This is a genomic window from Yinghuangia sp. ASG 101 (assembly GCF_021165735.1).
Classification (GTDB): Bacteria; Actinomycetota; Actinomycetes; order Streptomycetales; family Streptomycetaceae; genus Yinghuangia.
This window is the reverse complement of the sequence record NZ_CP088911.1, coordinates 1,791,293-1,816,913: the sequence shown is the minus strand read 5'-3', so window position 1 is coordinate 1,816,913 and position 25,621 is coordinate 1,791,293. Positions and strand designations below refer to the sequence as shown.

Annotated in this window: 7 protein-coding genes and 1 pseudogene; 5 read left to right on the top strand and 3 right to left on the bottom strand. The window is 75.3% G+C overall.

The features are described 5' to 3' along the window. Position 1: 1 nt before the first annotated feature. Genes LO772_RS07410 through LO772_RS07400 form a run of 3 tightly spaced genes read right to left on the bottom strand, consistent with a single transcriptional unit; the run spans position 2 to position 2,405 of the window. A complete protein-coding gene (locus LO772_RS07410) occupies positions 2 to 1,060 on the bottom strand; it encodes a 3-dehydroquinate synthase family protein (RefSeq protein ID WP_231777577.1) in 1,059 nt (352 codons plus the stop codon). After that, entirely contained in the window at positions 1,057 to 1,968 is a 912-nt protein-coding gene (locus LO772_RS07405) for an ROK family protein (RefSeq protein ID WP_231777576.1), read from the bottom strand. Before LO772_RS07405 ends, LO772_RS07410 begins: the two co-directional genes overlap by 4 nt. Further along, positions 1,968 to 2,405, bottom strand: coding sequence for a type II 3-dehydroquinate dehydratase (locus LO772_RS07400; protein ID WP_231777575.1), 438 nt, complete (start codon positions 2,403 to 2,405; stop codon positions 1,968 to 1,970). The genes LO772_RS07405 and LO772_RS07400 overlap by 1 nt, the downstream gene beginning before the upstream one ends. Before the next feature lie 205 nt (positions 2,406 to 2,610). On the opposite strand from LO772_RS07400, the gene LO772_RS07395 reads away from it, so the two are divergent. The 5 genes and pseudogenes from LO772_RS07395 to LO772_RS07375 form a co-directional block, all read left to right on the top strand. Further along, positions 2,611 to 3,777: an aminotransferase class I/II-fold pyridoxal phosphate-dependent enzyme gene (locus LO772_RS07395; protein WP_231777574.1), complete on the top strand. Its 1,167-nt coding sequence runs from the start codon at positions 2,611 to 2,613 to the stop codon at positions 3,775 to 3,777. Then, complete coding sequence (locus tag LO772_RS07390) at positions 3,774 to 4,895, top strand: Gfo/Idh/MocA family protein (RefSeq protein WP_269453168.1); 1,122 nt, start codon at positions 3,774 to 3,776, stop codon at positions 4,893 to 4,895. Before LO772_RS07395 ends, LO772_RS07390 begins: the two co-directional genes overlap by 4 nt. A gap of 29 nt (positions 4,896 to 4,924) precedes the next feature. Further along, positions 4,925 to 5,674: an HAD-IA family hydrolase gene (locus LO772_RS07385; RefSeq protein ID WP_231777573.1), complete on the top strand. Its 750-nt coding sequence runs from the start codon at positions 4,925 to 4,927 to the stop codon at positions 5,672 to 5,674. A 327-nt stretch (positions 5,675 to 6,001) separates the two neighbouring features. Further along, positions 6,002 to 20,239 (top strand): type I polyketide synthase, encoded by a 14,238-nt coding sequence (locus LO772_RS07380; RefSeq protein WP_231777572.1) that lies wholly within the window; start codon positions 6,002 to 6,004, stop codon positions 20,237 to 20,239. A gap of 60 nt (positions 20,240 to 20,299) precedes the next feature. After that, a pseudogene (locus tag LO772_RS07375) lies at positions 20,300 to 25,531 on the top strand (type I polyketide synthase); the annotation flags it as partial. Positions 25,532 to 25,621: the final 90 nt, after the last annotated feature.

The window sequence follows — 25,621 nt, the reverse complement described above, 5'->3', positions numbered from 1 at the left end:
GTCAGGACGCCTCGCGCGGCATGGCGTCGAGGACGGCGGCCACGGTGTGCTCCGCGACGTCCCGGACGACCTCGGCGCCGCGGGGGCCGTCCAGCACGAACGCCAGGCCGGTGGTCGCCTTCTTGTCGCGCCGCATGAGCGTGATCAGGTCGGGGACGGCGGCGTCGGCGGGCAGCCGGGTGGGCAGCCCGTAGTGCGCGACGACCTCGGTGTGCTCGGCGACCCGGGTGTCCCCGATCCGGCCCAGCGCACCGGCCAGCCGGCCCGCGAACACCGTGCCGACGGCGACCGCCTCGCCGTGCCGCAGCCGGAACGCGGTGGCGCGTTCCAGGGCGTGCCCGAGGGTGTGGCCGTAGTTGAGCACGTGGCGCGGCCCGCTGTCGCGTTCGTCGGCGGCGACCACCGACGCCTTCAAGGCGACGCCGGCCGCGATCTGGTCGGCGAGCGGCAGGCCGCGCAGGTCGCCCGCGCCGATGAAGTGGCAGCGGGCGATCTCCCCGTAGCCGTTGACGCGTTCGCGGGGCGGCAGCGTCTCCAGGTAGTCGGTGTCGCACAGCACGGCGGTCGGCTGCCAGTACGCGCCGACCAGGTTCTTGCCGTGGCTCAGGTTCACCGCCGTCTTGCCGCCGACACTCGCGTCGACCTGGGCGAGCAGCGAGGTCGGCAGATGGATGACGGGCACCCCGCGGTGGTAGAGCGCCGCGGCGAGCCCCACCGCGTCGGTGGTCGTGCCGCCCCCGACGGACACCACCGCGTCGTCCCGGGTCAGCCCGAACTCCGCGAAGCGCCCGCACAGTTCCTCGACCCAGGCGAGCGACTTGCCCGGCTCGCCGTCCTTCGCCGCGACCCGCAGTGTGGGCACGCCTGTCTCGGGCACCCACGCGGGCGGCCGGGCCGACACGACGGCGACGCGGCGCGCTCCGGTCCGGGCGACGAACCGGGCCAGTTCGTGGCGTGCGCCCGGTCCGATCAGGACGGGGTAGCCCCGGTCGCCCAGTTCGACGTCGATCCGGCGCAAGGCGGTGTTGTCCGCCGCGGCGGGCGGGGTGGCGATGATCACTGCGCGTCTCCGGTCTGTGTGGCGCGGGCCAGGGCGAGTGCGCCGTGCAGCGACGACAGCGGGCCCAGCGACGCCGCCACCACCGGGGGCGCGGGCGAGCCGGGCCGGGCCAGGCCGCGGGCGTGGGCGTCGACGCGGGCCGTGAAGCCGCCCAGGCCCGCCGCGAAGCCCCCGCCGAGTACGGCGACGTCCGGACGCGCGAGTTCGGCGAGCGAGACCACGGCGGTCGCCAGGGCCGCGCAGGTCTCGTCGACCGCGCGGACCGCCCACGGCACATCGGCGGCCAGGGCATCGCGAAGCGTGTCGAAGTCCGTCGCGGAACCGCGCAGTTCGCCGGCCCTGCGGAGGGTCGCGGGGCCCGAGGCGGCGGCCTGGAGGCAGCCGCGACGGCCGCAGTCGCAGCGCGGGCCGCCCCGGTCGATCACGATGTGCCCCACCTCGCACGACCCGCGCGCGGGCCCCGGGAAGAGCCGTCCGGCGCGCACGACGCCGCCGCCGACTCCCGTCCCGACCCCCACATACACCAGGTCGCCGCGGCCCGCGCGCACCGACTCGGCCAGGGCCGCGAGGTCGCCGTCGTCCGCCCATGCGACCGGGGTGCCGGGGAAGAGGCCGCGCAGCGCGCCGCCGAATCCGAACGCGTTCCAACTCGGGCGGCCGGGCCACGCGGTCACGGTGCCCGCCGGGTCGAGCGTCGCGGGCACCGCCACGCCGACGGCCGCGGGACGACCCCAACGGCCTTGCAGCCCACGGATCTCGGCGGTGAGCGCGGCCCAGTCCGCCGCCGGCCCGGCGGGCGCGGGCCAGCGCAGCACCGACTCCTCGGCGCCGCCGTCGCCCTCCACCCGCAGCGCCGCTTTGGTCCCGCCCAGGTCGATGCCCAGCACGGCACCGGATCGCGCGGGCATCAGGACCGCGGCACCTTCGCCAGCAGCGCCCGCGCCGCCAGCCGGTAGCCGAGCGCGCCCAGGCCCACGATCACCCCGTCGGCCAGCGGCGCGAGCACCGATTCGTGCCGGAACGCCTCGCGCGCCCACACGTTCGACAGGTGCACCTCGATCCACGGCCTCGGGTACGCGGCCAACGCGTCCCGCAGCCCCCACCCCGCGATCATCAGCGCGCCGGGGTTCACGATGGCGCCGACCGTGCCGTCCGCCTCGTGCACGGCCGAGATGAGTTCGCCCTCGGATTCGCGCTGCACCGACACGACCTTCCAGCCGCGCCCTTCGACCTCCTCGCCGACCGCGTCGACGATGTCGGCCAGCGTCTCGGTGCCGTAGATCTCCGGTTGGCGGCGCCCGAGTATCCCCAGATTGGGTCCGTTCAGCAAAAGCAGCTCGCTCATGGACCGGTTATAACAGCATTCTCGGAAACGGTCGGCGGAAAGAGCGGGAGCGGAACGGGACAAGGGAAATATAGGGGGGCCGATAGGGGAGGTGACGGTGTCGGATTTCGTGGGTTAGCGTGCCGAACGCGGAATTGCCGCGCCACCCCCCGGACTTCCTCGGGGATCCTCGCGCGGCACCCCTCGGCGAAAGGCAGTGGGAATCGTGAGTGGCAACCGACGTCCGGCCCCGGAATTCCCCGCGTGGCCGCAGTACGACGACGCGGAGCGCGAAGGGCTGATACGCGCGCTGGAGCAGGGCCAGTGGTGGCGCATCGGCGGCAGCGAAGTCGACACGTTCGAGGAGGAGTTCGCCGCCTACCACGGCGCCGAGCGCGCCCTGGCCGTCACCAACGGCACCCACGCGCTCGAACTCGCCCTCCAGGTCCTGGGCGTGGGCCCCGGCAGCGAGGTCATCGTGCCCGCCTTCACGTTCATCTCGTCCTCGCAGGCCGCCCAGCGGCTCGGTGCCGTCGCCGTGCCGGTGGACGTCGCCCCCGAGACCTACTGCCTGGACGTGGCCGCCGCCGCCGAGGCGGTGACGCCGCGCACCCGGGCCATCATGCCCGTGCACATGGCGGGCCACTTCGCCGACATGGACGCCCTCGACAAGCTGTCCGCCGACACCGGGATCCCGGTCGTCCAGGACGCCGCCCACGCGCACGGCGCCCAATGGCGCGGGAAGCGCGCCGGCGCGCTCGGCTCGATCGCCGCGTTCAGCTTCCAGAACGGCAAGCTGATGACCGCGGGCGAGGGCGGCGCCGTCACCTTCCCCGACAACGCCTCGTACGAGGAGGCGTTCCTGCGGCACAGTTGCGGCCGTCCGCAGACCGACCGCCGCTATTTCCACCGCACTTCGGGATCGAACTTCCGGCTCAACGAGTTCTCCGCGAGCGTCCTGCGCGCCCAACTCGCACGACTGGACGGGCAGATCGCCACGCGCGAGGAACGCGCGGCACTGCTGCGGCGCCTGCTCGCCGACATCCCCGGCGTCGTCCCCCAGGGCCGTGACGAACGCGCCGACCGGGTACCGCACTACATGGCGATGTTCCGCGTCCCGGGAATCGGCGAGGACCGCCGCAACGCGCTCGTCGACGACCTGGTCGCGCGCGGCCTCCCCGCGTTCGTCGTCTTCCGGGCCGTCTACCGCTCCGACGGCTTCTGGGAGACCGGCGCGCCCGACACCACCGTCGACGAACTCGCCCGCCGCAACCCGGTGTCCGAGGCGCTGACCGCCGACGGGATCTGGCTGCACCACCGCACCCTGCTGGCCGGGGAGCGGCAGATCCACGACATCGCGGAAATCCTCGCCGACGCCCTGGCCGCCCTGTGACCTCCGCCGGCGACCCGGCCGCCGGCACACCCGGCGGCCCGGTGCTCCGGGTCGCGCTGGTGGGGCTGGGCTGGGCGGGCCGCTCCCTGTGGCGGCCCCGACTCGACGCCCACCCCCGCTACCGGATCACCGCGCTGGTGGAACCCGACGAGGCCGCCCGCGCCGCGGCGGGCGGCGACGTCCCGGTGTGGGCCGACGCCGACGCCCTCGACCCCGCACACGTCGACCTCGCGGTGGTGGCCGTGCCCAACCACCTGCACGCGCCGGTCGCCGCCCGGCTGCTCCGCCGGGGCATCGCGGTGTTCCTGGAGAAGCCGGTGTGCCTCACCGTCGCCGAGGCCGACCTGCTCGCCGAGGCCGAACGCGCGGGCTCCACCGTCCTGTTGGCCGGCAGCGCCGCGCACCACCGCGCCGACGTCCACGCCCTGCGGACCCTCGCGCCCGAGTTGGGCCCCCTGCGGCACCTCGACCTGTCCTGGGTCCGGGCGAGCGGAGTGCCCGACGCGGGAGGCTGGTTCACCAGCCGCCGGCTGTCCGGCGGCGGCGCGCTCGTGGACCTCGGCTGGCACCTGCTCGACACCGTCACCCCGCTCCTGGGCGGGGCACCGGAGTTCCGGCACGCCCTCGGCGCGGTCTCCGCCGATTTCGTCGACAGCGCGGCGCGGGGCGCCGATTGGCGCGGCACGGGCGGCCCCGGGCGGCCCGGCGACGTCGAGGACTCCGCGCGCGGCTTCCTCGTCACCGACGACGGCGTCTCGGTGGCCCTGCGCGCGAGCTGGGCCTCGCACGAGCCCGTGGACACCACCCGGATCACGGTCGAGGGCGCCGCGGGCACCGCGACCCTCACCTGCACCTTCGGCTTCAGCCCCAACCGGCGGCCGGCACCCGTGCTCACCCGCACCGTCGACGGCGTGACCACCGACATCCCGCTGCCCCACGAGCCGATCGGCGCCGAATACGACCGGCAACTCGACGTACTCCCGGCCCGGTTGGCCGACCCCGCGGCACGCGGCCGGGCCGTCGCCGGGGCCCGCCGCACGATCGCCGTGATCGAACGCCTCTACGCCGCGGCGGCGAGCCCCCGGCCCCGACCCACGCCGGCCGGCCGACCCGGCTGACCGCCCGCCCCACCCCACGGAGAAGACCCATGTCCGCAGAAGCATCCCGCGTACCCGCCCCGACGCCCGCGCCCGCCCGCCACCTGCCCACCGCCGCGGACCGCGACCGGCCGTCCGGCACGACCCTCACCCTGCGCACGCCCCAGGCCGTCGTCTTCGACCTCGACGGCGTCATCGTCGACAGCTTCGGCGTCATGCGGCAGGCGTTCCTCGCCGCGTACGCCGAGGTGGTCGGGGACGGGCCCGCGCCGTTCGAGGAGTACAGCCGCCATCTCGGCCGATATTTCCCCGACATCATGCGCATCATGGGCCTCCCCCCGGAACTGGAGGGCCCGTTCGTCCGGGAGAGCTACCGACTGGCCCACCAGGTCACCGTGTTCGACGGCGTCCCCGACCTGCTCGCCGAACTCACCGGCCGCGGACTGCGGCTCGCCGTCGCGACCGGGAAGAGCGGGCCGCGCGCCCGGACCCTGCTCGAACAACTCGGCCTGCTCGGGTACTTCGACCACGTCCTTGGTTCCGACGAGGTGCCGCGCGCCAAACCCGCACCCGACATCGTGCTGCGCGCCCTCGAACTCCTCGGCGTGGCACGGGAGCGGGCGATGATGGTCGGCGACGCGGTGACCGACCTCACCAGCGCCCGCGGCGCCGGCGTCACCGCCGTCGCGGCCCTGTGGGGCGAGACCGACGAGGCCGCGCTGCTCGCCGAGGCACCCGACGCCGTGCTGCGCCGCCCCGCGGACCTCCTCGCGCTGTGCCCGCCGCCGGTCGCGCCATGACCCTGCCGTGTCCGGCCCCCACCCGGGCCGTCGACGTCACACCGCCGCCACGCGCCCCGGTACTCACCCGAGTACCGGGGCGCGTTCCGTATTCCCCGGCCACGGACAGGGCCTTTCTAGGGGGTCGGTTAGGGGCAGCCGCGCACGGTCCGGCGACAACACTGGAAGCGACAGCGAATTCTCCGGGGAATTCCCCGGGCAGGCGCTGCGCATTGACCTTCGCCCGCCGGTAATTCGTCGCCGTGCGGCCCGTGCCGGGCACGGCCGATCGCAAGAGCGGGATTTCTCCCGCGACGACGCGACGCAAGGACGTAAGGAAGTGACGGCATGCTGCGCACCGAACTGATCCGGCCGCTCCCCGAACTGCTGGCCGGGCATGTCGCCCGCGGCGCGGACAAGCCCGCGTTCCGGGACGCGGTCCGCGGCGTCACGTACGGCGAACTGGACGCGCGGACCCGGCGCATCGCGGGCCACCTCGCCGCCCACCGCCTCCAACCGGGCGACCGCGCCGCGATCCTGCTCGGCAACAGCGTCGAAACCGTCGAAAGCTACCTCGCGATCCTGCGGGCCGGGGCGATCGGCGTCCCGCTCAACCCCCGGGTCACCGCCGCGGAGTTGCGCTACCTGCTCGACGACAGCGGCGCCCGCGCCGTCGTCACCGACCCCGCACACGCCGAGCTGTTCGCCGACCTGCTGCGCGAACGCCCCGATCTGACGGTCGTGGTGACCGGCGACCGGCCCGTCCCCCCGGGCACCGTCTCCTTCGAGGCCTTCGCGAACGCCGAGCCCGCCACCGCCGCCCGCGACGACCTCGGCCTGGACGACCCCGCGTGGATGCTCTACACCTCCGGAACCACCGGGCGCCCCAAGGGCGTTCTGTCCACGCAGCGCAACTGCCTGTGGTCGGTGGCCGCGTGCTACGTACCGATCCCCGGCCTGGGCCCCGACGACCGGGTCGTGTGGCCGCTGCCGCTCTTCCACAGCCTGTCGCACATCGCCTGCGTCCTCAGCGTGACCGCGGTGGGCGCCACCGCCCGCATCCTCGACGGCTTCGCCGCGGGCGACGTCCTCGACGCCGTCCGCGCCGAGTCCGCGACCTACCTCGCCGGCGTCCCGACGATGTACCACCACCTGGTACGCGCCGCCCGCGAGGATGGCTTCCAGGCGCCCGACCTGCGGATGTGCCTCGTCGGCGGGGCCGTCACCACGGCCGCGCTGCGGAGGTCGTTCGAGGAGGTCTTCGGCGTACCGCTCATCGACGCGTACGGCTCCACCGAGACGTGCGGGTCCATCACCGTCAACTGGCCCACGGGAGCCCGCGTCGAAGGGTCGTGCGGGCTGCCCGTACCCGGCCTCGGCGTGCGCGTCGTCGACCCCGAGACCGGCCTCGACGTCCCCGACGGCACCGAGGGCGAGGTGTGGGTCCGGGGCCCCAGCGTCATGCTCGGCTACCACAACCAGCCCGAGGCCACCGCCGAGGCGCTGCGCGACGGCTGGTACCGCACCGGCGACCTCGCGCGCCGCGACCGGGCCGGATACTTCTCCATCTCCGGCCGCATCAAGGAACTCGTCATTCGGGGCGGCGAGAACATCCACCCCGCCGAGGTCGAAGAGGTCCTGCGGTCCGTGCCGGGCGTCGCGGACGTCGCCGTCACCGGAAAACCGCACGACGTCCTCGGCGAGGTGCCCGTCGCGTTCGTCGTCCCCACCGCGGACGGCTTCGACGCCGACGCTTTGCTCGCGGCGTGCCGCGAGCGGCTGTCCTACTTCAAGGTCCCCGAAGAGCTGTACGAAACCGACCGCATCCCGCGCACGGCGTCCGGCAAGATCACCCGGCACCTGCTGCCGGACGCCCCGGCCCGGTTGCGCGCGACGGGCGGCGGCGGCCACGAACACCTGTACCGCATCGACTGGTTGCCGCTGTCGTCGGTGCCCGAGGGCACGGGTGCGCGCGCCCTGCGGTGGGGTGTCGCGGGAGCCGGCGCCGCGGCGGTCGCGGCCCGGCTCGGCGGCGTGGACGACGGGGCCGGCTCGGGTCCGGCGGCCGGTCCGGGGGTGCCCGAGCCCGCCGTGCCGGCGGCCGAACGCGGCCCGGCCGACCACCCGGACACAGCTGCCCACCGCGATCCGGATACCGCATCCGGTTCGGCATCCGCAGCGGGCGCGACCACCGGGGGCGGGCCGTCGGCAGCCGCGGGTCCCCTCCCCGGCTCTGCCGCGGGAGCCGGCCCCGGAGCCACCGCCCACCCCGACCTCGCCACGCTGCGCGCCGCCCCCGGCCCCGTCCCCGACGCCGTCGTGCTCGCGGTCCCGGCCGCGGACCCGCGTCCCGGCACGCTCGCCGACACCGTCGCGTCGCGCGTGCGCGAACTCGTCGCGGACCTCGCAGCCTGGCTCGCCGACGACCGCTTCGCCGCCACGCCCCTGGTCGTCCTCACCCGCGACGCCGTGTCCACCGGCGCGGACGACCGCGTCGACCTGGCCCAGGCGCCGCTGTGGGGAGCCGTCCGGACGATCCAGGCCGCCCACCCCGGCCGCGTCGTCCTCCTCGACCTGCCCGCGGACGCCGACCCGCCGCCGGCCTTCGCCGCCGCCGCGACCTCCGGCGAACCCCAACTCGCGCTGCGCGGCGGGGTTCCGCTGCGCCCCCGGGTGACCCGCGCCGCGACCGCCCGGGGCACCGAGACGTCGCCGGACGGACCCTCCGACACCGCCCGGACCGCGCCGCACGGGACCGTACTCGTCACCGGAGCCGACGGACCCGCCGCCGCCCGCATCGCCCGGCACCTCGTCACCGGGCACGGCGTACGCCGCCTCGTGCTGGTCGCCGACCGGGGCGCCGCCGACCCGGGGGCCGCCGAGCTTCGCGACGAACTGCGCGCCCACGGCGCCCGGGTCACGCTGCTCGCCTGCGAACCGGCCGCCCCCGGCGCGGTGGACGCTCTGCTCGACCGCGTCGGCGAACCCGTCGACGCGGTCGTCCACACCATCGGGGCGGTCTTTCCCGGCCTCGGGACGTCCGTCACGGCGGCACTCAACCTGCGGGACGCGGTCGCGCGCCGCGACGTGTCCGCGTTCGTCGTCGACGTCCCGGCCGACGGACTCCTGGGCGTCCCGGAGCCCGCGCCCGAACTCGCCGCGGCGGCCGTCTTCCTGGACGCGCTGGCACGGGACCGCGCCGCGCGGGGGCTGCCCGCGCTCGCCCTCACCACGGGCCCCGCGGTCGGCGACGGCCGACCGGTGCCGGACTGGCTGGGACGGCTCACCGCCCACGACAGCGCCGCCCTGTTCGACGCCGCACACCTCGTCGACGGCGTGTCCCTGCTGCTGCTCCGGCTCGACACCGACGGCCTGGCCGCCCTCGACCCCGCCGCGGTGCCGGCGCCCCTGCGCGGTCTCATCGACGGCCCGCCCCGCACGCAGGCCCCGAACGACGCCGCCGCCGCGGCGCTGCGCCGCCGTCTCACCGGTCTCGCGGAGGAGGAGCGCCACCGCCTGCTCCTCGACCTCACGCGCACCGAGGCCGCCGCACTCGCCCCCGGCCGCGAGACCGTCCCCGCCGACCTCCCGTTCAAGGACCTCGGCTACACCTCACTGCTCGCCGTACAACTGCGCGACCGGCTGGCCGCCGCCACCGGCCTGCGGCTGCCGGCCACCCTCGCCTTCGACCGGCCGACCCCGGCCGCGGTCGCCCGCCACCTGCTCGACCTGGTGGACGGGCGGCCGACCGCGACGGCCGCCGCGCACACCGCCCGCCCGCACTCCGACGAGCCCATCGCGATCGTCGGCATGGCCTGCCGCCTCCCCGGCGGGGTGGCCTCGCCCGCGGACCTGTGGCGGCTGGTCTCCGAAGGCCGGGAAGGCATCGGCGAGTTCCCCGCCGACCGGGGCTGGGACCTCGACGCGCTGTACGACCCGGACCCCGACACTCCCGGAACCTCCACCACGCGCCACGGCGGATTCCTCGCCGACGCGGGGGAGTTCGACGCGGCGTTCTTCGGGATCTCGCCGCGCGAGGCCTTGGCCATGGACCCGCAGCAGCGGCTGCTTCTGGAGGTGTCGTGGGAGGCGCTGGAGAGCGCGGGCCTGGACCCGACGTCGCTGCGCGGCGCGCCTGTCGGCGTGTTCTCCGGGCTGATGCACCACGACTACGCCACGGAACTCGGCGGCGTCCCCGACGGGTTGGAGGGCTATCTCGGCACCGGCAACGCCGGGTCCGTCGCGTCCGGGCGTGTGTCGTACACGCTGGGCCTGGAAGGGCCTTCGGTCACGGTCGATACGGCGTGCTCGTCGTCGCTGGTGGCGTTGCACCTGGCGGTGCGGTCGCTGCGGGACGGCGAATGCACGCTGGCCCTGGCCGGCGGCGTCGCCGTGATGGCCCGCCCCACCTCGTTCGTCGAATTCTCCCGGCAGCGCGCCCTCGCGCCCGACGGCCGGTGCAAGGCCTACGCCGACACAGCCGACGGCACGGCCTGGGCCGAGGGTGTCGGGGTGTTGGTCGTGGAGCGGTTGTCGGATGCGCGGCGGTTGGGTCATGAGGTGTTGGCGGTGGTGCGGGGTTCGGCGGTGGGTCAGGACGGTGCGTCGAATGGGTTGACGGCGCCGAGTGGTCCGGCGCAGGAGCGGGTGATTCGGGGGGCGTTGGCGGATGCCGGGTTGGGTCCGGGTGATGTGGATGTGGTGGAGGGGCACGGGACGGGGACGGCGTTGGGTGATCCGATCGAGGCGCAGGCGTTGTTGGCGACGTACGGTGCGGGTCGTTCGGGTGGACAGCCTTTGTTTTTGGGGTCGTTGAAGTCGAATGTGGGGCATGCGCAGGCCGCTGCGGGGGTGGCGGGTGTGGTGAAGATGGTGGAGGCGTTGCGTCGGGGGGTGTTGCCGCGGACGTTGCATGTGGGGGTGCCGTCGTCGAAGGTGGATTGGTCGGCGGGTGGGGTGGAGTTGCTGGCCGAGGCGCGGGAGTGGCCGGAGGTGGATCGTCCGCGTCGGGCGGGGGTGTCGTCGTTCGGGGTGAGCGGGACCAACGCCCATGTCATCCTCGAACAGGCACCCGTACGCGCCGACACACCGACGCCGCCGAACACCCGCCCACCGTACGTGCCTTGGCTCGTCTCCGGGCGCACCGCCGACGCGCTGCGGGCCCAGGCCGAGCGCCTGGCCTCCTTCGCCGAGGCACAGCCCGTGCTGGATGTCGCCGCGGTCGGGCACGCCCTGGCCACGTCGCGGGCCGCACTGGAGCACCGGGCGGTCGTCGTCACACCCGACCGAGCGACGGCGGTGGCCGCGCTGTCCGCGCTGTCCGGCCCGGGAACGGTCGCGGGGGCGGCCGATGTGGACGGCCGGCGGGTCTTCGTGTTCCCGGGGCAGGGGGCGCAATGGGTCGGCATGGGGCGCGAACTCATCGATGCGTCACCCGTGTTCGCCCAGGCGGTGGCCGAGGTGGACGAAGCGCTCGCGTCGTTCGCGGACTGGTCGCTGGCGGAGGTCCTGCGCGACGGGACACCGCTGGACCGCGTGGATGTGGTGCAGCCCGCGTCGTTCGGCGTGATGGTCGCGCTGGCGCGGCTGTGGGAGTCCCTGGGCGTGGTCCCGGACGCGGTGGTGGGCCACTCGCAGGGCGAGATCGCGGCGGCGTACGTGGCCGGGGCGTTGAGTCTGCGGGACGCGGCGGCGGTCGTGGCGTTGCGGTCGCAGGCCATCGCCCGCGGCCTGGCGGGCCGCGGCGGCATGGTCTCGATCGCGCTGCCGGTCGAACGGGTGCGTGAACGCCTCGGTGCGGGCGTCGAGTTGGCGGCCGTCAACGGCCCCTCGTCGGTGGTCGTCGCGGGCGACCCGGCGGCGCTGGACGCGCTCGTCGCGGCCTACGAGGCCGAAGACGTCCGGGTGCGGCGCGTCCCGGTCGACTACGCCTCGCACACCTCCCAAGTAGCCACCCTTCAGGATGAGTTGGCCGAGCTGCTGGCGGGTGTGACACCGCGCGCCGCGCGGGTTCCGTTCTATTCCACGGTCGAGGGCGGGTGGCTGGACGGTTCGGAGCTGGACGCCGCGTACTGGTACCGGAACCTGCGCGAACCCGTGCGGTTCGCGGACGCCACCGCGGCGCTCGCGGCCGAAGGCTTCCGGGCGTTCGTGGAAATCAGCCCGCACCCCGTACTCGTGCCCAGTGTGGTCGAGACGGTGGACGAGCGGGTGACGGCCCCCACGGTCGTCACCGGCACCCTGCGCCGCGACGACGGCGGACTCGACCGATTCCTGCTGTCCGTCGCCGAGTTGCACGTCCGAGGCGTCCCCGTCGACTGGACACCGGTCTTCGCCGACACGACGCCCGTGCGCCCGTCCGAACTCCCCACGTACGCCTTCCGGCACCAGCGCTACTGGCTGGAACCGGCAACCAATCCCGGGGACTTGGCGTCGGCAGGCGTCGACACCGTCGACCATCCCCTGCTGCACGCCGGGTTGGCTCTCGCGGGCGGCGACAGCGCGGTCTTCACCGGGCGCCTGACCCCGCGCACCGCCCCCTGGCTCGCCGATCACCGGGTCGGCGGCGCGGTACTGCTCCCCGGCACGGCACTGCTCGACGTGCTCGGGCACGTCGGCACGGCCCTCGGCACCCCGGCGGTCGAGGAGTTGACGATCGCGGCGCCCGTGGTGGTGCCGGACGGCGGCGGCACCGACCTCCAGGTGCACGTCGCGGAACCGGTCGAGGGGCGCAGGGCCGTACGGCTGCTGACCCGCGCCGGGACGGGACGGGAATGGACCGAGCACGCCACGGGTGTTCTCGCCGACGAACTCCCGCCGCCCGCGGGCGCCGTGCCCGACCTCACCGCATGGCCGCCCTCCGACGCGCACCCGGTCGACGTGGCCGGGCTCTACGACGGGCTCGCCGTCGACTATGGCCCCGCGTTCCACGCCGTCGAGTCCGCGTGGACCCGCGACGGCCACGTCTACGCCCAACTCCGGTTGCCCGCGGGCGCCGAGACCGACGGCTACGGCCTCCACCCGGCGCTGCTGGACGCCGCCCTGCACCCGCTCGCCGCCGCCGGGTTCTTCCCCGGCCCCGACCGGCCCCGGCTGGCCTTCTCCTGGTCGGGCGTACGACTGCACGCGACCGGTGCCCGCTCGCTGCGGGTCGTCCTCGCCCCGGCGGGGCCCGACACCCTCACGCTGCACGCGGCCGACGACACCGGGGCACCGGTCGTGGACGTGGCGGGCCTGACCGTACGCCCGGTGGACCCCGCCGGGTTGACGCCGTCCGACGCCGCCCTGCACGAAGTCGTTTGGGTGCCCGCCCCGTCCGGGGAGCAGGGCGACACCGCCTGGGCGCACCACGCCGACCTGGAGCCCGGCGACCCGCTGCCCCCCGTCGTGCTCGTGCGGCCGGGCGACGGCGACCCGCACACGAGCGTGCCGCGACGCGTCCACGCGGTCGGCCGCGACGTGCTGCGGGTGCTCCGGGACTGGCTCGCCGACCCGCGCACCGAGGAATCGCGCCTCGTCGTCGCGACCCGTCCCGACGATCTCGCGCACCAGGCGGTGGGCGGACTCGTCCGGGCCGCGCAATCCGAGACCCCGGGCCGGTTCACGCTGGTCGAGACGGACGACCCCGGCCACGCGGCGGCAGCCGCCGCCGACCTGCGCGACGAACCGCGGATCGCCGTCCGCGACGGACAGCGCGTGGTCGCCAGGCTGCGCCCGACCCGGCAGCCCGTGCCCGCCGCTCCCTCGCGCCTCGCGGGCGGCACCGTCCTCGTCACCGGTGCCACCGGCGGACTCGGCCGGTTGCTCGCCTCCCACCTCGTTCGGGCCCACGGCGTACGGGAGTTGGTCCTCGTCACGCGCAACGGCGTGTCGGAGGCGCAACATGCCGAACTCACCGGGCTCGGCGCGCGCGTGCGGGTCGAACGCGCGGACGCCGCCGACCGCGACGCACTGGCCGCCGTGATCGCCCCGATCGCCGCGCGCCTCACGGCCGTTGTGCACGTCGCGGGAGTCGTCGCCGACGGTGTCATCGGCGCGCTCGACGACGCCAAGTGGGCCGCCGCGCTGCGCCCCAAGGTGGACGCGGCCTGGCATCTGCACGAACTGACCGCGGGGCTCGACCTGTCGGCGTTCGTGCTCTACTCGTCGGCCTCCGGCGTCCTCGGGGGCGCGGGACAGGCGAACTACGCGGCGGCCAACGCGTTTCTCGACGGCCTGGCCGCCCACCGGCACACCCTCGGCCTGCCGGCGGTGTCCCTCGCCTGGGGCCTGTGGGCGGAGAGCGGCGGCATGGGCGGGCGGCTCGCCGCGACCGACCTGGCGCGGATGGCCCGCACCGGTACCCGCCCCTTGACCGCCGGGCAAGGGCTCGCGCTCTTCGACGCGGCCCTCGAAAGCGACCGGGCGGCGGTCGTCCCGATCCGGCTCGACCCGGCATCCCTCGACGGCCCCGATGTCCCCGCGCTGCTCCGGGAGTTGGCACCGACCCGGGCGGCCCGCCGCGGCCCGCGCCGGGCCGTGACCGCGACGGCCGGTGACGGCACGACACTTGCCGCGCGCCTGGCCGGACTCGCGCCGACGGACCAGGACGAACTGCTGCTCGGCGTCGTCCGCGACATCTCGGCCGCCGTACTCGGCCACGCCACCGCCGCGGATGTCGACGTACAGCGCGCGTTCAAGGAACTCGGTGTCGACTCCCTGACGGCCGTCGAACTGCGCAACCGCCTGGGCGCCGCGACCGGGCTGCGGCTGCCCGCCACGCTGGTCTTCAACCACCCGACCCCCACCGCGCTCGCCGCCCACCTGCGGCACGAACTCCTGGGCGCCGCACCGGAACCCGCGTCCGCCGCGACGGCCGTGCGGCCGTCCGCCCCCGAGGACGGCGCCGACGACCCGATCGCCGTGATCGCCATCGGCTGCCGCTTCCCGGGCGGCCTGGACTCCGCCGACGACCTGTGGCGCTTCGTCGCGTCCGGCGGCGACGCCGTCACCGCGCTGCCCGCCGACCGGGGCTGGGACCTCGACGGCAGCTACGACCCCGACCCGGACGCGCCCGGCAAGACCTATGTGCGCGGCGGCGGATTCCTCCCCGGTATCGCGGACTTCGACGCGGCCTTCTTCGGCGTCAACCCGCGCGAGGCGCTGGCGATGGACCCGCAGCAGCGGCTGCTCCTCGAAGTGGCGTGGGAGGCGCTGGAACGCGCCGGCATCGACCCCGCCGCCGTGCGCGCGACACCCACCGGGGTGTTCATCGGCACCCACGGCCAGGACTACGGCACCCACGGCACCGGCGGGCGGGCCGACGAGGGCTACCTCGTCACCGGCAACGCGGGCAGCGTCCTTTCGGGACGCCTGTCGTACACATTCGGCCTCGAAGGCCCGTCCGTGACGGTGGACACCGCGTGCTCGTCGTCCCTGGTGGCCCTGCACCTGGCCGCCCAGGCGCTGCGCGGCGGCGAGTGCGACCTCGCCTTCGCGGGCGGTGCCTCGGTGATGTCCACCCTGGACGGCCTCATCGGCTTCTCGCGCCAGCGCGGCCTGGCCGAGGACGGCCGCAGCAAGGCGTTCGCCGAGGGGGCGGACGGCTTCGGCATGGCCGAGGGCGTCGGCGTCCTGCTCCTCGAACGCCTCTCGGACGCACGGCGGTTGGGGCACGAGGTGCTGGCCGTCGTCCGGGGCTCGGCGGTGAACCAGGACGGGGCGTCGAACGGCCTGACCGCGCCGAACGGCCCGTCCCAGGAACGGGTGATCCGGCAGGCGCTCACCAACGCACGCCTCGGCACGGCGGATGTCGACGCCGTCGAGGCCCACGGCACGGGGACGTCGCTGGGCGACCCGATCGAGGCGCACGCCCTGCTGGCCACCTACGGCGACGGCCGCCCGGCCGAACGGCCCGTGTGGCTCGGGTCGGTGAAGTCCAACATCGGGCACACGCAGGCGGCGGCCGGGGTCGCGGGCGTCATCAAGATGATCGAGGCGATCCGGCACCGCGAACTGCCGCGCACCCTGCACGTGGACGCGCCCTCGTCCCACATCGACTGGTCGACGGGCGGCATCCGCCTGCTCACCGAGCACCGCGCGTGGCCGACGGACGGCACCCGCCCGCGCCGCGCGGGAGTCTCCGCCTTCGGGGTGAGCGGCACCAACGCCCACGTGATCCTGGAGGAGGCGCCGGGCACCACGGCGACGAGCGTGCCGACGGACGCGGGCGACACCGAGGCCGACGCGGACCGCGGTCCCGACTCCGCCATATCCACCCCGCACGCGGCGGAGCCGTCGGCGACCGCCGCCTCGGTCACGCTCACCGCGACCGCCGGGCCCGCGGCCACGACGGCGCCCGCGGGCGCCGAGCCGGTCGGCCCTACCGCGCCCGAGGTGTCGACCCACGGCATCGCCGGGGCTGGTGCGTCCACCCGATCTGTCGCGCCCTCCGGGCCTGTCGCGCCCTCCGGGCCCGCGGCGCTGCCGGACCCGGCCGGGGCTGACGCGCCGGCGCGACCCGCGGCCCCGGACGCACCCGCGACACCCGCCCCGGCCGCCTCCCCCGCCGGGCCGGGATCGCGTCCGGCGAGCCCGGAGGGGAACGGCCCGCGGCCCGTGGTGTGGACGGTCTCCGCCGCGACCGGTGCCGCGCTTCGGGCGCAGGCCGCGCGCCTGCACGACTACGCGTCCGCGCGGCCGGGCCTCGACCCGGGCGGCGTGGCGCACACCCTGGCCACGTCCCGGGGGCTGTTCCCGGAGCGGGCCGTCGTGGTCGCCGCGGGCCGCGCCGCCCTGCTGGACGGGCTGGGCGCGCTCGCCAGGGGTGCGAGCGGCGGCCGAGTGGTGGCCGGGACGGCCGATGTCGCGGGGCGGCGGGTGTTCGTGTTCCCGGGGCAGGGCGCGCAATGGGTGGGGATGGGCCGCGAACTGCTCGCTGCCGCACCGGTGTTCCGGGATGCCGTGACGGCGGTCGGCGACGCGCTCGCCCCCCACGTGGACTGGTCGCTCGTCGATGTGCTGCGCGACGGTGCGCCCTTGGACCGGGTCGATGTCGTCCAGCCGGCGTCGTTCGGGGTCATGGTGGCGTTGGCGCGGCTGTGGGAGTCCCTGGGCGTGGTGCCGGACGCGGTCGTGGGCCACTCGCAGGGGGAGATCGCCGCGGCCCATGTCGCGGGTGCGCTGAGCCTGGAGGACGCCGCGGCGGTCGTCGCGTTGCGGTCGCGGGCGATCGCGCGTGGTCTGGCGGGGCGCGGCGGGATGGTCTCCGTCGCGCTCCCGGTCGACGCGATCCGCGAACGCCTCGGCACGGGCGTGGAGTTGGCGGCCGTCAACGGCCCCTCGTCGGTGGTCGTCGCGGGCGATCCGGCGGCGCTGGACGCGCTGGTCGCGGCGTACGAAGCGGACGGTGTGCGGGTGCGGCGCATCCCGGTCGACTACGCCTCGCACACGTCCCATGTGGCGTCGATCCAGGGCGAGTTGGCGGAAACGCTGGCCGGTGTCTCGCCCGGGACCGCCCGTGTCCCCTTCTTCTCCACCGTCGAGAACCGGTGGTTGGACGGACCCGAGTTGGACGCCGCGTACTGGTATCGGAACCTGCGCGAACCCGTACGGTTCGCCGAGGCCACGGCGGCGCTCGCGGCCGACGGCCACCGCGCGTTCGTCGAGGTCAGCCCGCATCCGGTGCTGGTCCCGAGCGTGGTCGAGGCGCTGGACGCGCATACGCAGGATCCCACCGTGGTCACCGGGACGCTGCGCCGTGACGACGGCGGACTGGGCCAATTCCTGGCGTCCGCAGCCGAGTTGGCCGTCCGTGGCGTGCCTGTCGACTGGTCGCCGGTCTTCGCCGGGGCCACCCCCGTACGCCCGTCCGAGCTGCCGACGTACGCCTTCCAGCATCAGCGCTACTGGCTGGAACCCGTGACGGAATCCGGCGACCCCGCGTCCCTCGGGCTCGCCGCCACCGGCCACCCGTTGCTCGGCGCGGTCGTCGAACTCCCGGATGGCAGCATCGTGTTCACCAGCCGCCTGGGGACACGCACGCAGCCGTGGCTCGCCGATCACGCCGTGTCGGGAACGGTCCTGCTGCCCGGCGCCGCGTTCGTCGAACTCGCCCTGCGGGCGGGCGAACACGTCGGGGCGGACGGTCTGGACGAGGTCGTCGTGGAGACCCCGCTGACCCTCGCCGAGCGGGAGTCCGTCGAACTGCGCTGCACGGTCGGTGTCCCCGGAGCGGACGGGCGGCGCCCGCTGGACATCCACTCCCGGCCGCACGACGCGGAGGCGTGGACCCGGCATGTCTCCGGATTCCTCGCGTCCGGCCCGTCCACGGCGGCGGAGTTCGGGTACGGGACGTGGCCCCCGGTCGATGCGGACGAGGTGCCGGTGGACGGGTTCTACGCCCGGATGGCCGACGCCGGATACGGCTACGGGCCCGCCTTCCACGGCCTGCGCCGAGCGTGGCGGCGCGCCGACGAGGTCTGGGCCGAGGTCGCCCTCCCCAGGGAACTGTTGTCCGCGGCGGCCGACTTCGGCATCCACCCGGCACTGCTCGATGCCGCGCTCCAGGCGGCCAACCTCGGTGCGGCTCCGACCGCGGAGCCCGGCCGCGTCCTCCTCCCGTTCGCGTGGAGCGGCGTCGCGCTCCACGCCACCGGCGCCACGGCCCTCCGGGTGCACGCCAAGTCCGCGGGACCCGACGGTATTTCGCTGACCCTTACCGACCACGTGGGCGGCCCGGTGGCACGGATCGACAGCCTTGTGCTGCGACCGCGCGCGGTGGCGGCACAGCTCCCCGACGCGCTGTTCCGTGAGGAGTGGACTCCGCTGCCGAGCGACGCCGACACAGCGGACGCCGACACCGTCCCGACCGAGGTCGTCCTCGACCTGACCGCCCCTCACCGCCGCCTGGCACCTCCGGCCGCAGTCCGCGAACTCACCACGCGCACCCTCGCGTTCCTCAACCGGCAACTCCCCGTCGGCGACGGACTGCTGGTGGTGGTCACGCACGACGCCCCGGACGACCCCGCGACCGCCGCCGTGCGGAGCCTCGTCCGCAGCGCGCAGCGCGAACACCCGGGCCGCATCCACCTCGTGGACGCCGACGGCACCGGCACCGCGGCGGCCCTGCTGCCGGCCCGCCTGCCCGCGGCCGAACCCCACACCCGGATCCGCGACGGCCGGGTGACCGTCCCCCGCCTGACGCGCGTACGCGTACCGGACGACGCGACGGGAGCGGACGGCCCGACCCCGTGGACGCGACGCCCGATCGATCCGAACGGCACCGTGCTGATCACCGGGGGCACGGGCACCCTCGGGAGCCTGGTCGCCCGGCACCTGGCGGCCGTGCACGGCGTACGGCACCTCGTACTGGTCAGCCGCAGCGGCGCCGACGCACCCGGAGCGGCCGAATTGGGCGCCGACCTCGAAAACGCCGGTGCCACAACGCGGTTCGTGGCCGCCGACACGGGCGACCGGCAGGCCCTGGCCGCCGCCCTCGCCACGGTGCCCGCCGACCACCCGCTCACCGCCGTGGTCCACACGGCGGGCGTCCTGGACGACGGCGTCCTCGCGGCGCAGACCCCCGAGCGCCTGGACGCGGTCCTGCGTGCCAAGGCCGACGGGGCGTGGCACCTCCACGAGTTGACCCGTGAAGCGGACCTGGCGGCGTTCGTGCTCTTCTCGTCCGGCGCCGGCGTGTTCGGCAGCGCCGGGCAGGCCAACTACGCGGCGGCGAACGGATTCCTGGACGGGCTGGCACGCCTGCGCCACACGGCGGGGCTCCCGGCCGTCTCCATCGCCTGGGGCCTGTGGGCGCAGGCCAGCGGCCTCACGGGACACCTCGGCGAGGCCGGTGTCGCACGGTTGACCGGCGGCGGCGGACAGCGCGGACTGTCCACCGCCGAGGCCTTGGCCCTGTTCGACGCCGCGTTGGGGGCGGACGAACCCGTCGTGGTGGCCACCCGCCTGGACCACGCGGCGCTGCGCGGGCACGCCGCACACGGGGAGCTGAACCCCCTGCTGCGCGGGCTCGTTCGCGTGCCGCGCGCCACGGCCCCGGCCGGCGGGCAGGGAGCCGACGACGGCCGGGACGCGTTGGTCCGCCGCCTGCGTTCCCTCGACGAAGGCGGGCAACTGCGCCTGCTGGTCGACCTCGTGCGCGCCGCCGCGGCACATGTCCTCGGCCAGCGTCCCGACGAGACGGTGCGGGCCGCCCAGACGTTCACCGACGTCGGGTTCGACTCCCTGACGGCCGTGCGGCTGCGCAACCGCCTCACCGAGACGACCGGCGCCCGGCTGGCCGCGACGCTGGTCTTCGACCACCCCACCCCGACCGCGCTCGCGGAACACCTGCGCGACCGGCTCGGGCTCGCGGCGCCGAAGCGGACGCCCGTACTTTCCGAACTCGACCGCCTGGAAGCGTTGTTGCGCCGCGCCGCGGCCACCGCGCCCCCGGCCGACGACCCCGACCGCGCACTGATCGCCGCCCGCCTGGAGGCCTTGGCCGCCTCATGGTCGGCGACACCCGGGGACGATGACGAAGCCGACGTGGACGCGGCCGACGACGACGAGCTGTTCCGGATCATCGACAACGAACTCCAGGCCTGACCGGGGGAGTCGGGACCGTTCAGGACGACGACACGAGGAAGATCACCGATGCCGCACGACGACAAGCTCCGCGACTACCTCAAGCGTGTCACCGCCGACCTCAAGCGGACCCGCAAGCGCCTCCGCGACGTGGAGTCGCGCCGGTCCGAACCGGTGGCGATCGTCGGCATGGCCTGCCGGCTCCCCGGCGGCGTGCGGTCGCCCGCCGACCTGTGGCGGCTGGTACGCGACGGAACCGACGCGATGACCGCCTTCCCGGCGGACCGGGGCTGGGACCTCGACACCCTCTTCGACGCCGACGCGGACGCCGTCGGCAGGACGTACACCGACCAGGGCGGCTTCCTCGCCGACCCCGGCGGTTTCGACGCGGCGTTCTTCGGGATCTCGCCGCGCGAGGCCCTGGCGATCGACCCGCAGCAGCGGCTGCTTCTGGAGGTGTCGTGGGAGGCGCTGGAGAGCGCGGGCCTGGACCCGACGTCGCTGCGCGGTGAGAGCGTGGGCGTCTTCACCGGGCTCATGTACCACGACTACGCCCACCATGTGCTCAACCTGCCGCCCGGCCTGGAGGGGTACTTCGGGATCGGCAACTCGGCCTCGGTCGCGTCCGGGCGTGTGTCGTACACGCTGGGTCTGGAGGGGCCTTCGGTGACCGTGGATACGGCGTGTTCGTCGTCGCTGGTGGCGTTGCACCTGGCGGTCCGGTCGCTGCGGGACGGGGAGAGCACGCTGGCGCTGGCCGGCGGCGTCGCCGTGATGGCCACGCCCGAGGTCTTCGTGGACTTCTCCCGGCAGCGCGGCCTCGCCCGCGACGGCCGGTGCAAGGCCTACGCCGACACGGCCGACGGCACCGCACTCGCCGAGGGCGTCGGTGTCCTCGTGCTGGAGCGGTTGTCGGATGCGCGGCGGTTGGGTCATGAGGTGTTGGCGGTGGTGCGGGGTTCGGCGGTGGGTCAGGACGGTGCGTCGAATGGGTTGACGGCGCCGAGTGGTCCGGCGCAGGAGCGGGTGATTCGGGGGGCGTTGGCGGATGCCGGGTTGGGTCCGGGTGATGTGGATGTGGTGGAGGGGCACGGGACGGGGACGGCGTTGGGTGATCCGATCGAGGCGCAGGCGTTGTTGGCGACGTACGGTGCGGGTCGTTCGGGTGGACAGCCTTTGTTTTTGGGGTCGTTGAAGTCGAATGTGGGGCATGCGCAGGCCGCTGCGGGGGTGGCGGGTGTGGTGAAGATGGTGGAGGCGTTGCGTCGGGGGGTGTTGCCGCGGACGTTGCATGTGGGGGTGCCGTCGTCGAAGGTGGATTGGTCGGCGGGTGGGGTGGAGTTGCTGGCCGAGGCGCGGGAGTGGCCGGAGGTGGATCGTCCGCGTCGGGCGGGGGTGTCGTCGTTCGGGGTGAGCGGGACCAACGCCCATGTCATCCTCGAACAGGCACCGGTGGTCGAGGACGAGCCCGCTCCCGCCCCCACACCGGGTGGCGTCGTCCCGTGGGTGCTCTCGGGCGCCACGGAGGCGGGGCTGCGCGGGCAGGCGGCCCGGCTGCGTACGGCGATCACCGCACCCGACGCCCCCTCCGACGTGTCCGTCGGCCACGCCCTGGTCACGTCGCGGGCCGCACTGGAGCACCGGGCGGTGGTACTCGCGCCCGACCGGGCCGCGGCACTGGACCTTGTCGCCCGGGGGGAGACCGCGCACGGCGTGGTGAGCGGTACGGCCGACGTGGAGGGCCGCCAGGTCTTCGTCTTCCCCGGCCAAGGCGCGCAGTGGGTGGGCATGGGACGGGAACTGCTCGATGAGTCACCGGTGTTCGCCGCGGCCCTGGCGGAGGTCGGGGACGCTCTCGCACCGTACACCGACTGGTCGCCGACCCGACTCCTCCGTGACGGAGCCCCCGTGGACCGCGTCGACGTGGTGCAGCCCCTGACCTTCGCCGTGATGGTGGCGTTGGCGCGGCTGTGGGAGTCCCTGGGCGTGGTGCCGGACGCGGTCGTGGGCCACTCGCAGGGGGAGATCGCCGCGGCCTATGTCGCGGGTGCGCTGAGTCTGGAGGACGCCGCCGCGGTGGTGGCGTTGCGGTCGCAGGTCATCGCCCGCGGTCTGGCCGGACGCGGCGGCATGGCGTCGGTCGGGGCCTCCGCCGACCGTGTCCGCGAACGACTGGGCGCGGGAGTGGAGTTGGCCGCGGTCAACGGCCCCTCGTCGGTCGTGGTCGCGGGCGACCCGGCGGCCCTGGACGCGCTCGTCGCCGCCTATGAGGCCGACGGCGTGCGTGTGCGGCGCGTTCCGGTGGACTATGCCTCGCACACCTCCCAAGTCGAGGCCATCCAGCCCGAGTTGGCGGACGTACTCGCGGGCGTGAAGCCCCGGCCCGCCCGCGTCCCGTTCTTCTCGACGGTCGAGAACGCGTGGTTGGACGGCCCGGAGCTGGACGCGGCGTACTGGTACCGGAACCTGCGCGAACCCGTGCGGTTCGCGGACGCCACCGCCGCGCTCGCGGCCGAAGGCCACCGGGTGTTCCTCGAAGTCAGCCCCCACCCCGTCCTGGTGCCCGGTGTGGTCGAGGCACTGGACACCCACACGCAGGCCCCCACCGTGGTCACCGGAACCCTGCGCCGCGACGACGGGGGATGGGACCGCTTCCTGCACTCCGCCGCCGAGTTGTCCGTCCGGGGTGTCCCCGTGGACTGGACACCGCTGTTCGGACCGAACCCCCCGCCCCGCGCCGAACTGCCCACCTACGCCTTCCAGCACGAGCGGTACTGGCTGGAGCCGGGCAAGGCCGCGGCGGACGTCCGCCGCGCGGGACTGGAGCCGGCCGGCCACGCGCTGCTCGGCGCGGTCGCCGCGCTCCCCGACGGCGCGGTGGCGCTGACCGGCCGCGTCGCGGCCCGGGACCAGGCCTGGCTCGCCGACCACGCGGTGGCCGGAACCGTCGTGGTGCCGGGTGCCGCACTGCTCGAACTCGCCGTACGGGCGGGGGAGGAGACGGGCCTCGGCACCGTCGGGGAACTCGTGGTCGAGACGCCGCTCGCGCTCCCCGCCGACGGCGCGGCCCACGTGCACGTGAGCGTGGGGGCGGCACAGGACGCGGGCGGGCGCCGTACCGTCGCCGTATACGCGCGGCCCGAAGGCGCCGAGGCGTGGACGCGCCACGCGGAGGGCTACGTCGTCCCCGACGCGGCCGGGCCGACCACCGGCCCCGCGGCCGGGGAATCCGGGACCGCGGGCGCCGGGACCGGCGGATCGACCGCCGACACCGAAACCGGCACCCCAGCCGACGGTGCCGAGCCCTGGCCCCCCGCCTCGGCCCGGCCGCTCCCGCTCGACGGCTTTCACGACCGCCTCGCCGCGAACGGCTTCTCGTACGGCCCCGCCTTCCGCGGGCTGCGCGGGGTCTGGCGCCACGGCGAGGACATCCTCGCGGAGGTCGCGCTGCCCGAAGGCCTCACCCCGGACGGTTTCGCGCTGCACCCCGCCCTGCTGGACGCCGCGCTCCAGGCCACCCACTTCCTCGGGCTCGCCGAACCCGACCCCGGGCAACTCCTGCTGCCGTTCGCCTGGACCGACGTGTCCGTGCACGCGTCCGGTGCCACCGCGTTGCGCGTCCGGGCGCGCCGGACGGGAGCGGAGGCGTTCGCCCTCACGCTCGCCGACCCCGCCGGTGCCCCCGTCGCGGACATCGGCGCGCTCGCGCTGCGTCCCGTCGCCGCGTCGCGGGTCGCCGCCCTCGGAACCGTCGCGGCCGACCACCTCTACCGGCTCGACTGGGGAACCCCGCTCGCGCTCCCGGCGACCGGCGCGCCGGTGCCGGACCGGGCCGTCCTCGACCTCACCGGCCGCCCCGCGCGGGACCCCGCATCGGCCCGCGAACTCGTCGTGGCGGCCGTGGAGTTCCTGCACAGCCGCTTCGTGGACCCGGCCAACGCCGATCTGACGCTGGTCCTGCTCACCGACCACCCGGCCACCGCGCCCGCCGTCGGTGCCGTGTGGGGGCTCACCCGCTGCCTCCAACTCGAACAGCCGGGCCGCGTCGTGCTGGTGGCCACCGACTCCGCCCCCGACGCCCACCGCCTTCTCCCGGCGATCGTCGCGTCGGGTGTGTCCCAGGTGTCCGTCGGCGGCGGGCGGACGACCGTCCCCCGGCTGGCCCGGGCCACCCCGACCGACACGGCGCCCGCCAGGCCGCTGGACCCGGACGGCACCGTCCTGATCACCGGCGGCACCGGCACCCTCGGCGGCCTGGTGGCGCGGCACCTGGTGGCCGCCCACGGCGTACGGCGCCTCGTGCTGGTCAGCAGGAGCGGGCCGACCGCGGACAGTGCCTCGGAACTGCTGTCGGAGCTGGCGGCGGCGGGCGCCCATGCCACCATCGTGGCCGCCGACGCCGCGAACCGCGACGAACTCGCCGCGATAGTCCGCGACATCCCCGCCGAACACCCGCTCACCGCCGTGGTGCACGCGGCCGGGGTCCTGGACGACGGTGTGTTGACGGTGTTGGACCCGGAGTGGCTGGAGGCGGTGTACCGGCCCAAAGTCGACGCGGCCTGGCACCTGCACGAGTTGACCCGGGGGCTGGACCTGGCGGCGTTCGTGCTCTTCTCGTCCGGCGCGGGCGTGCTCGGCAACGCCGGGCAGGCCAACTACGCCGCGGCGAACGGCTATCTGGACGGCCTCGCACAACTGCGGCGCACCCAGGGCCTCCCCGCGGTGTCCCTGGCCTGGGGCCTGTGGTCGCAGGCGAGCGGCATGACCGGGCACCTCGGCGACGCGGACGTCGCCAGGCTGGCCCGCGGCGGGCTGCGCGCGCTGTCGACGGACGAGGGCTTGGCCCTTTTCGACGCGGCGCTGCGCGCGGACGACGCGCTGCTCATCCCGACCAGGATGGACTACGCGGCGCTGCGCGCCCAGGCCGCCGCCGGGGAGCTGAGCCCGATGCTGCACGGGCTCGTCCGGCCGCCCCGCAGGGCGGTGTCGTCGGCGGAGGAGACCGACGGGTTCGTCCGGCGCCTCGCGCGGCTGACCGAGCGCGAACGGGCCAAGGAGGTCCTCGAACTCGTGCGGGGCGCCGCGGCGTTCGTGCTGGGGCACGCGACGAAGGACGCGGTCGGTGCCGGGCGGGCGTTCCAGGAGATCGGCTTCGACTCGCTGGCCGCCGTGGAGTTGCGCAACCGCCTCACCAAGGCGACCGCTGTCCGGCTGCCCGCGACGCTCGTATTCGACCACCCCACCCCGGCCGCACTCGCACGGCACCTGCTGGCCGAGCTGATCCCCGGCCCGGAGGCGTCGGAGGACGCCCCGGCCCCGGTGCCCGACCCGGAACCCGCGGCCCCGTCCGAACTCCGGGTCGCCATCGCGGACATGGACGTCGACGCACTTGTCGCACGAGCC

Excerpts from the sequence above, each read along its gene's own strand:
- LO772_RS07405 (WP_231777576.1), bottom strand. The coding sequence starts at position 1,968 with ATGCCCGCGCGATCCGGTGCCGTGCTGGGCATCGACCTGGGCGGGACC.
- LO772_RS07400 (WP_231777575.1), bottom strand. The coding sequence starts at position 2,405 with ATGAGCGAGCTGCTTTTGCTGAACGGACCCAATCTGGGGATACTCGGG.
- LO772_RS07385 (WP_231777573.1), top strand. The coding sequence starts at position 4,925 with ATGTCCGCAGAAGCATCCCGCGTACCCGCCCCGACGCCCGCGCCCGCC.
- LO772_RS07380 (WP_231777572.1), top strand. The coding sequence starts at position 6,002 with ATGCTGCGCACCGAACTGATCCGGCCGCTCCCCGAACTGCTGGCCGGG.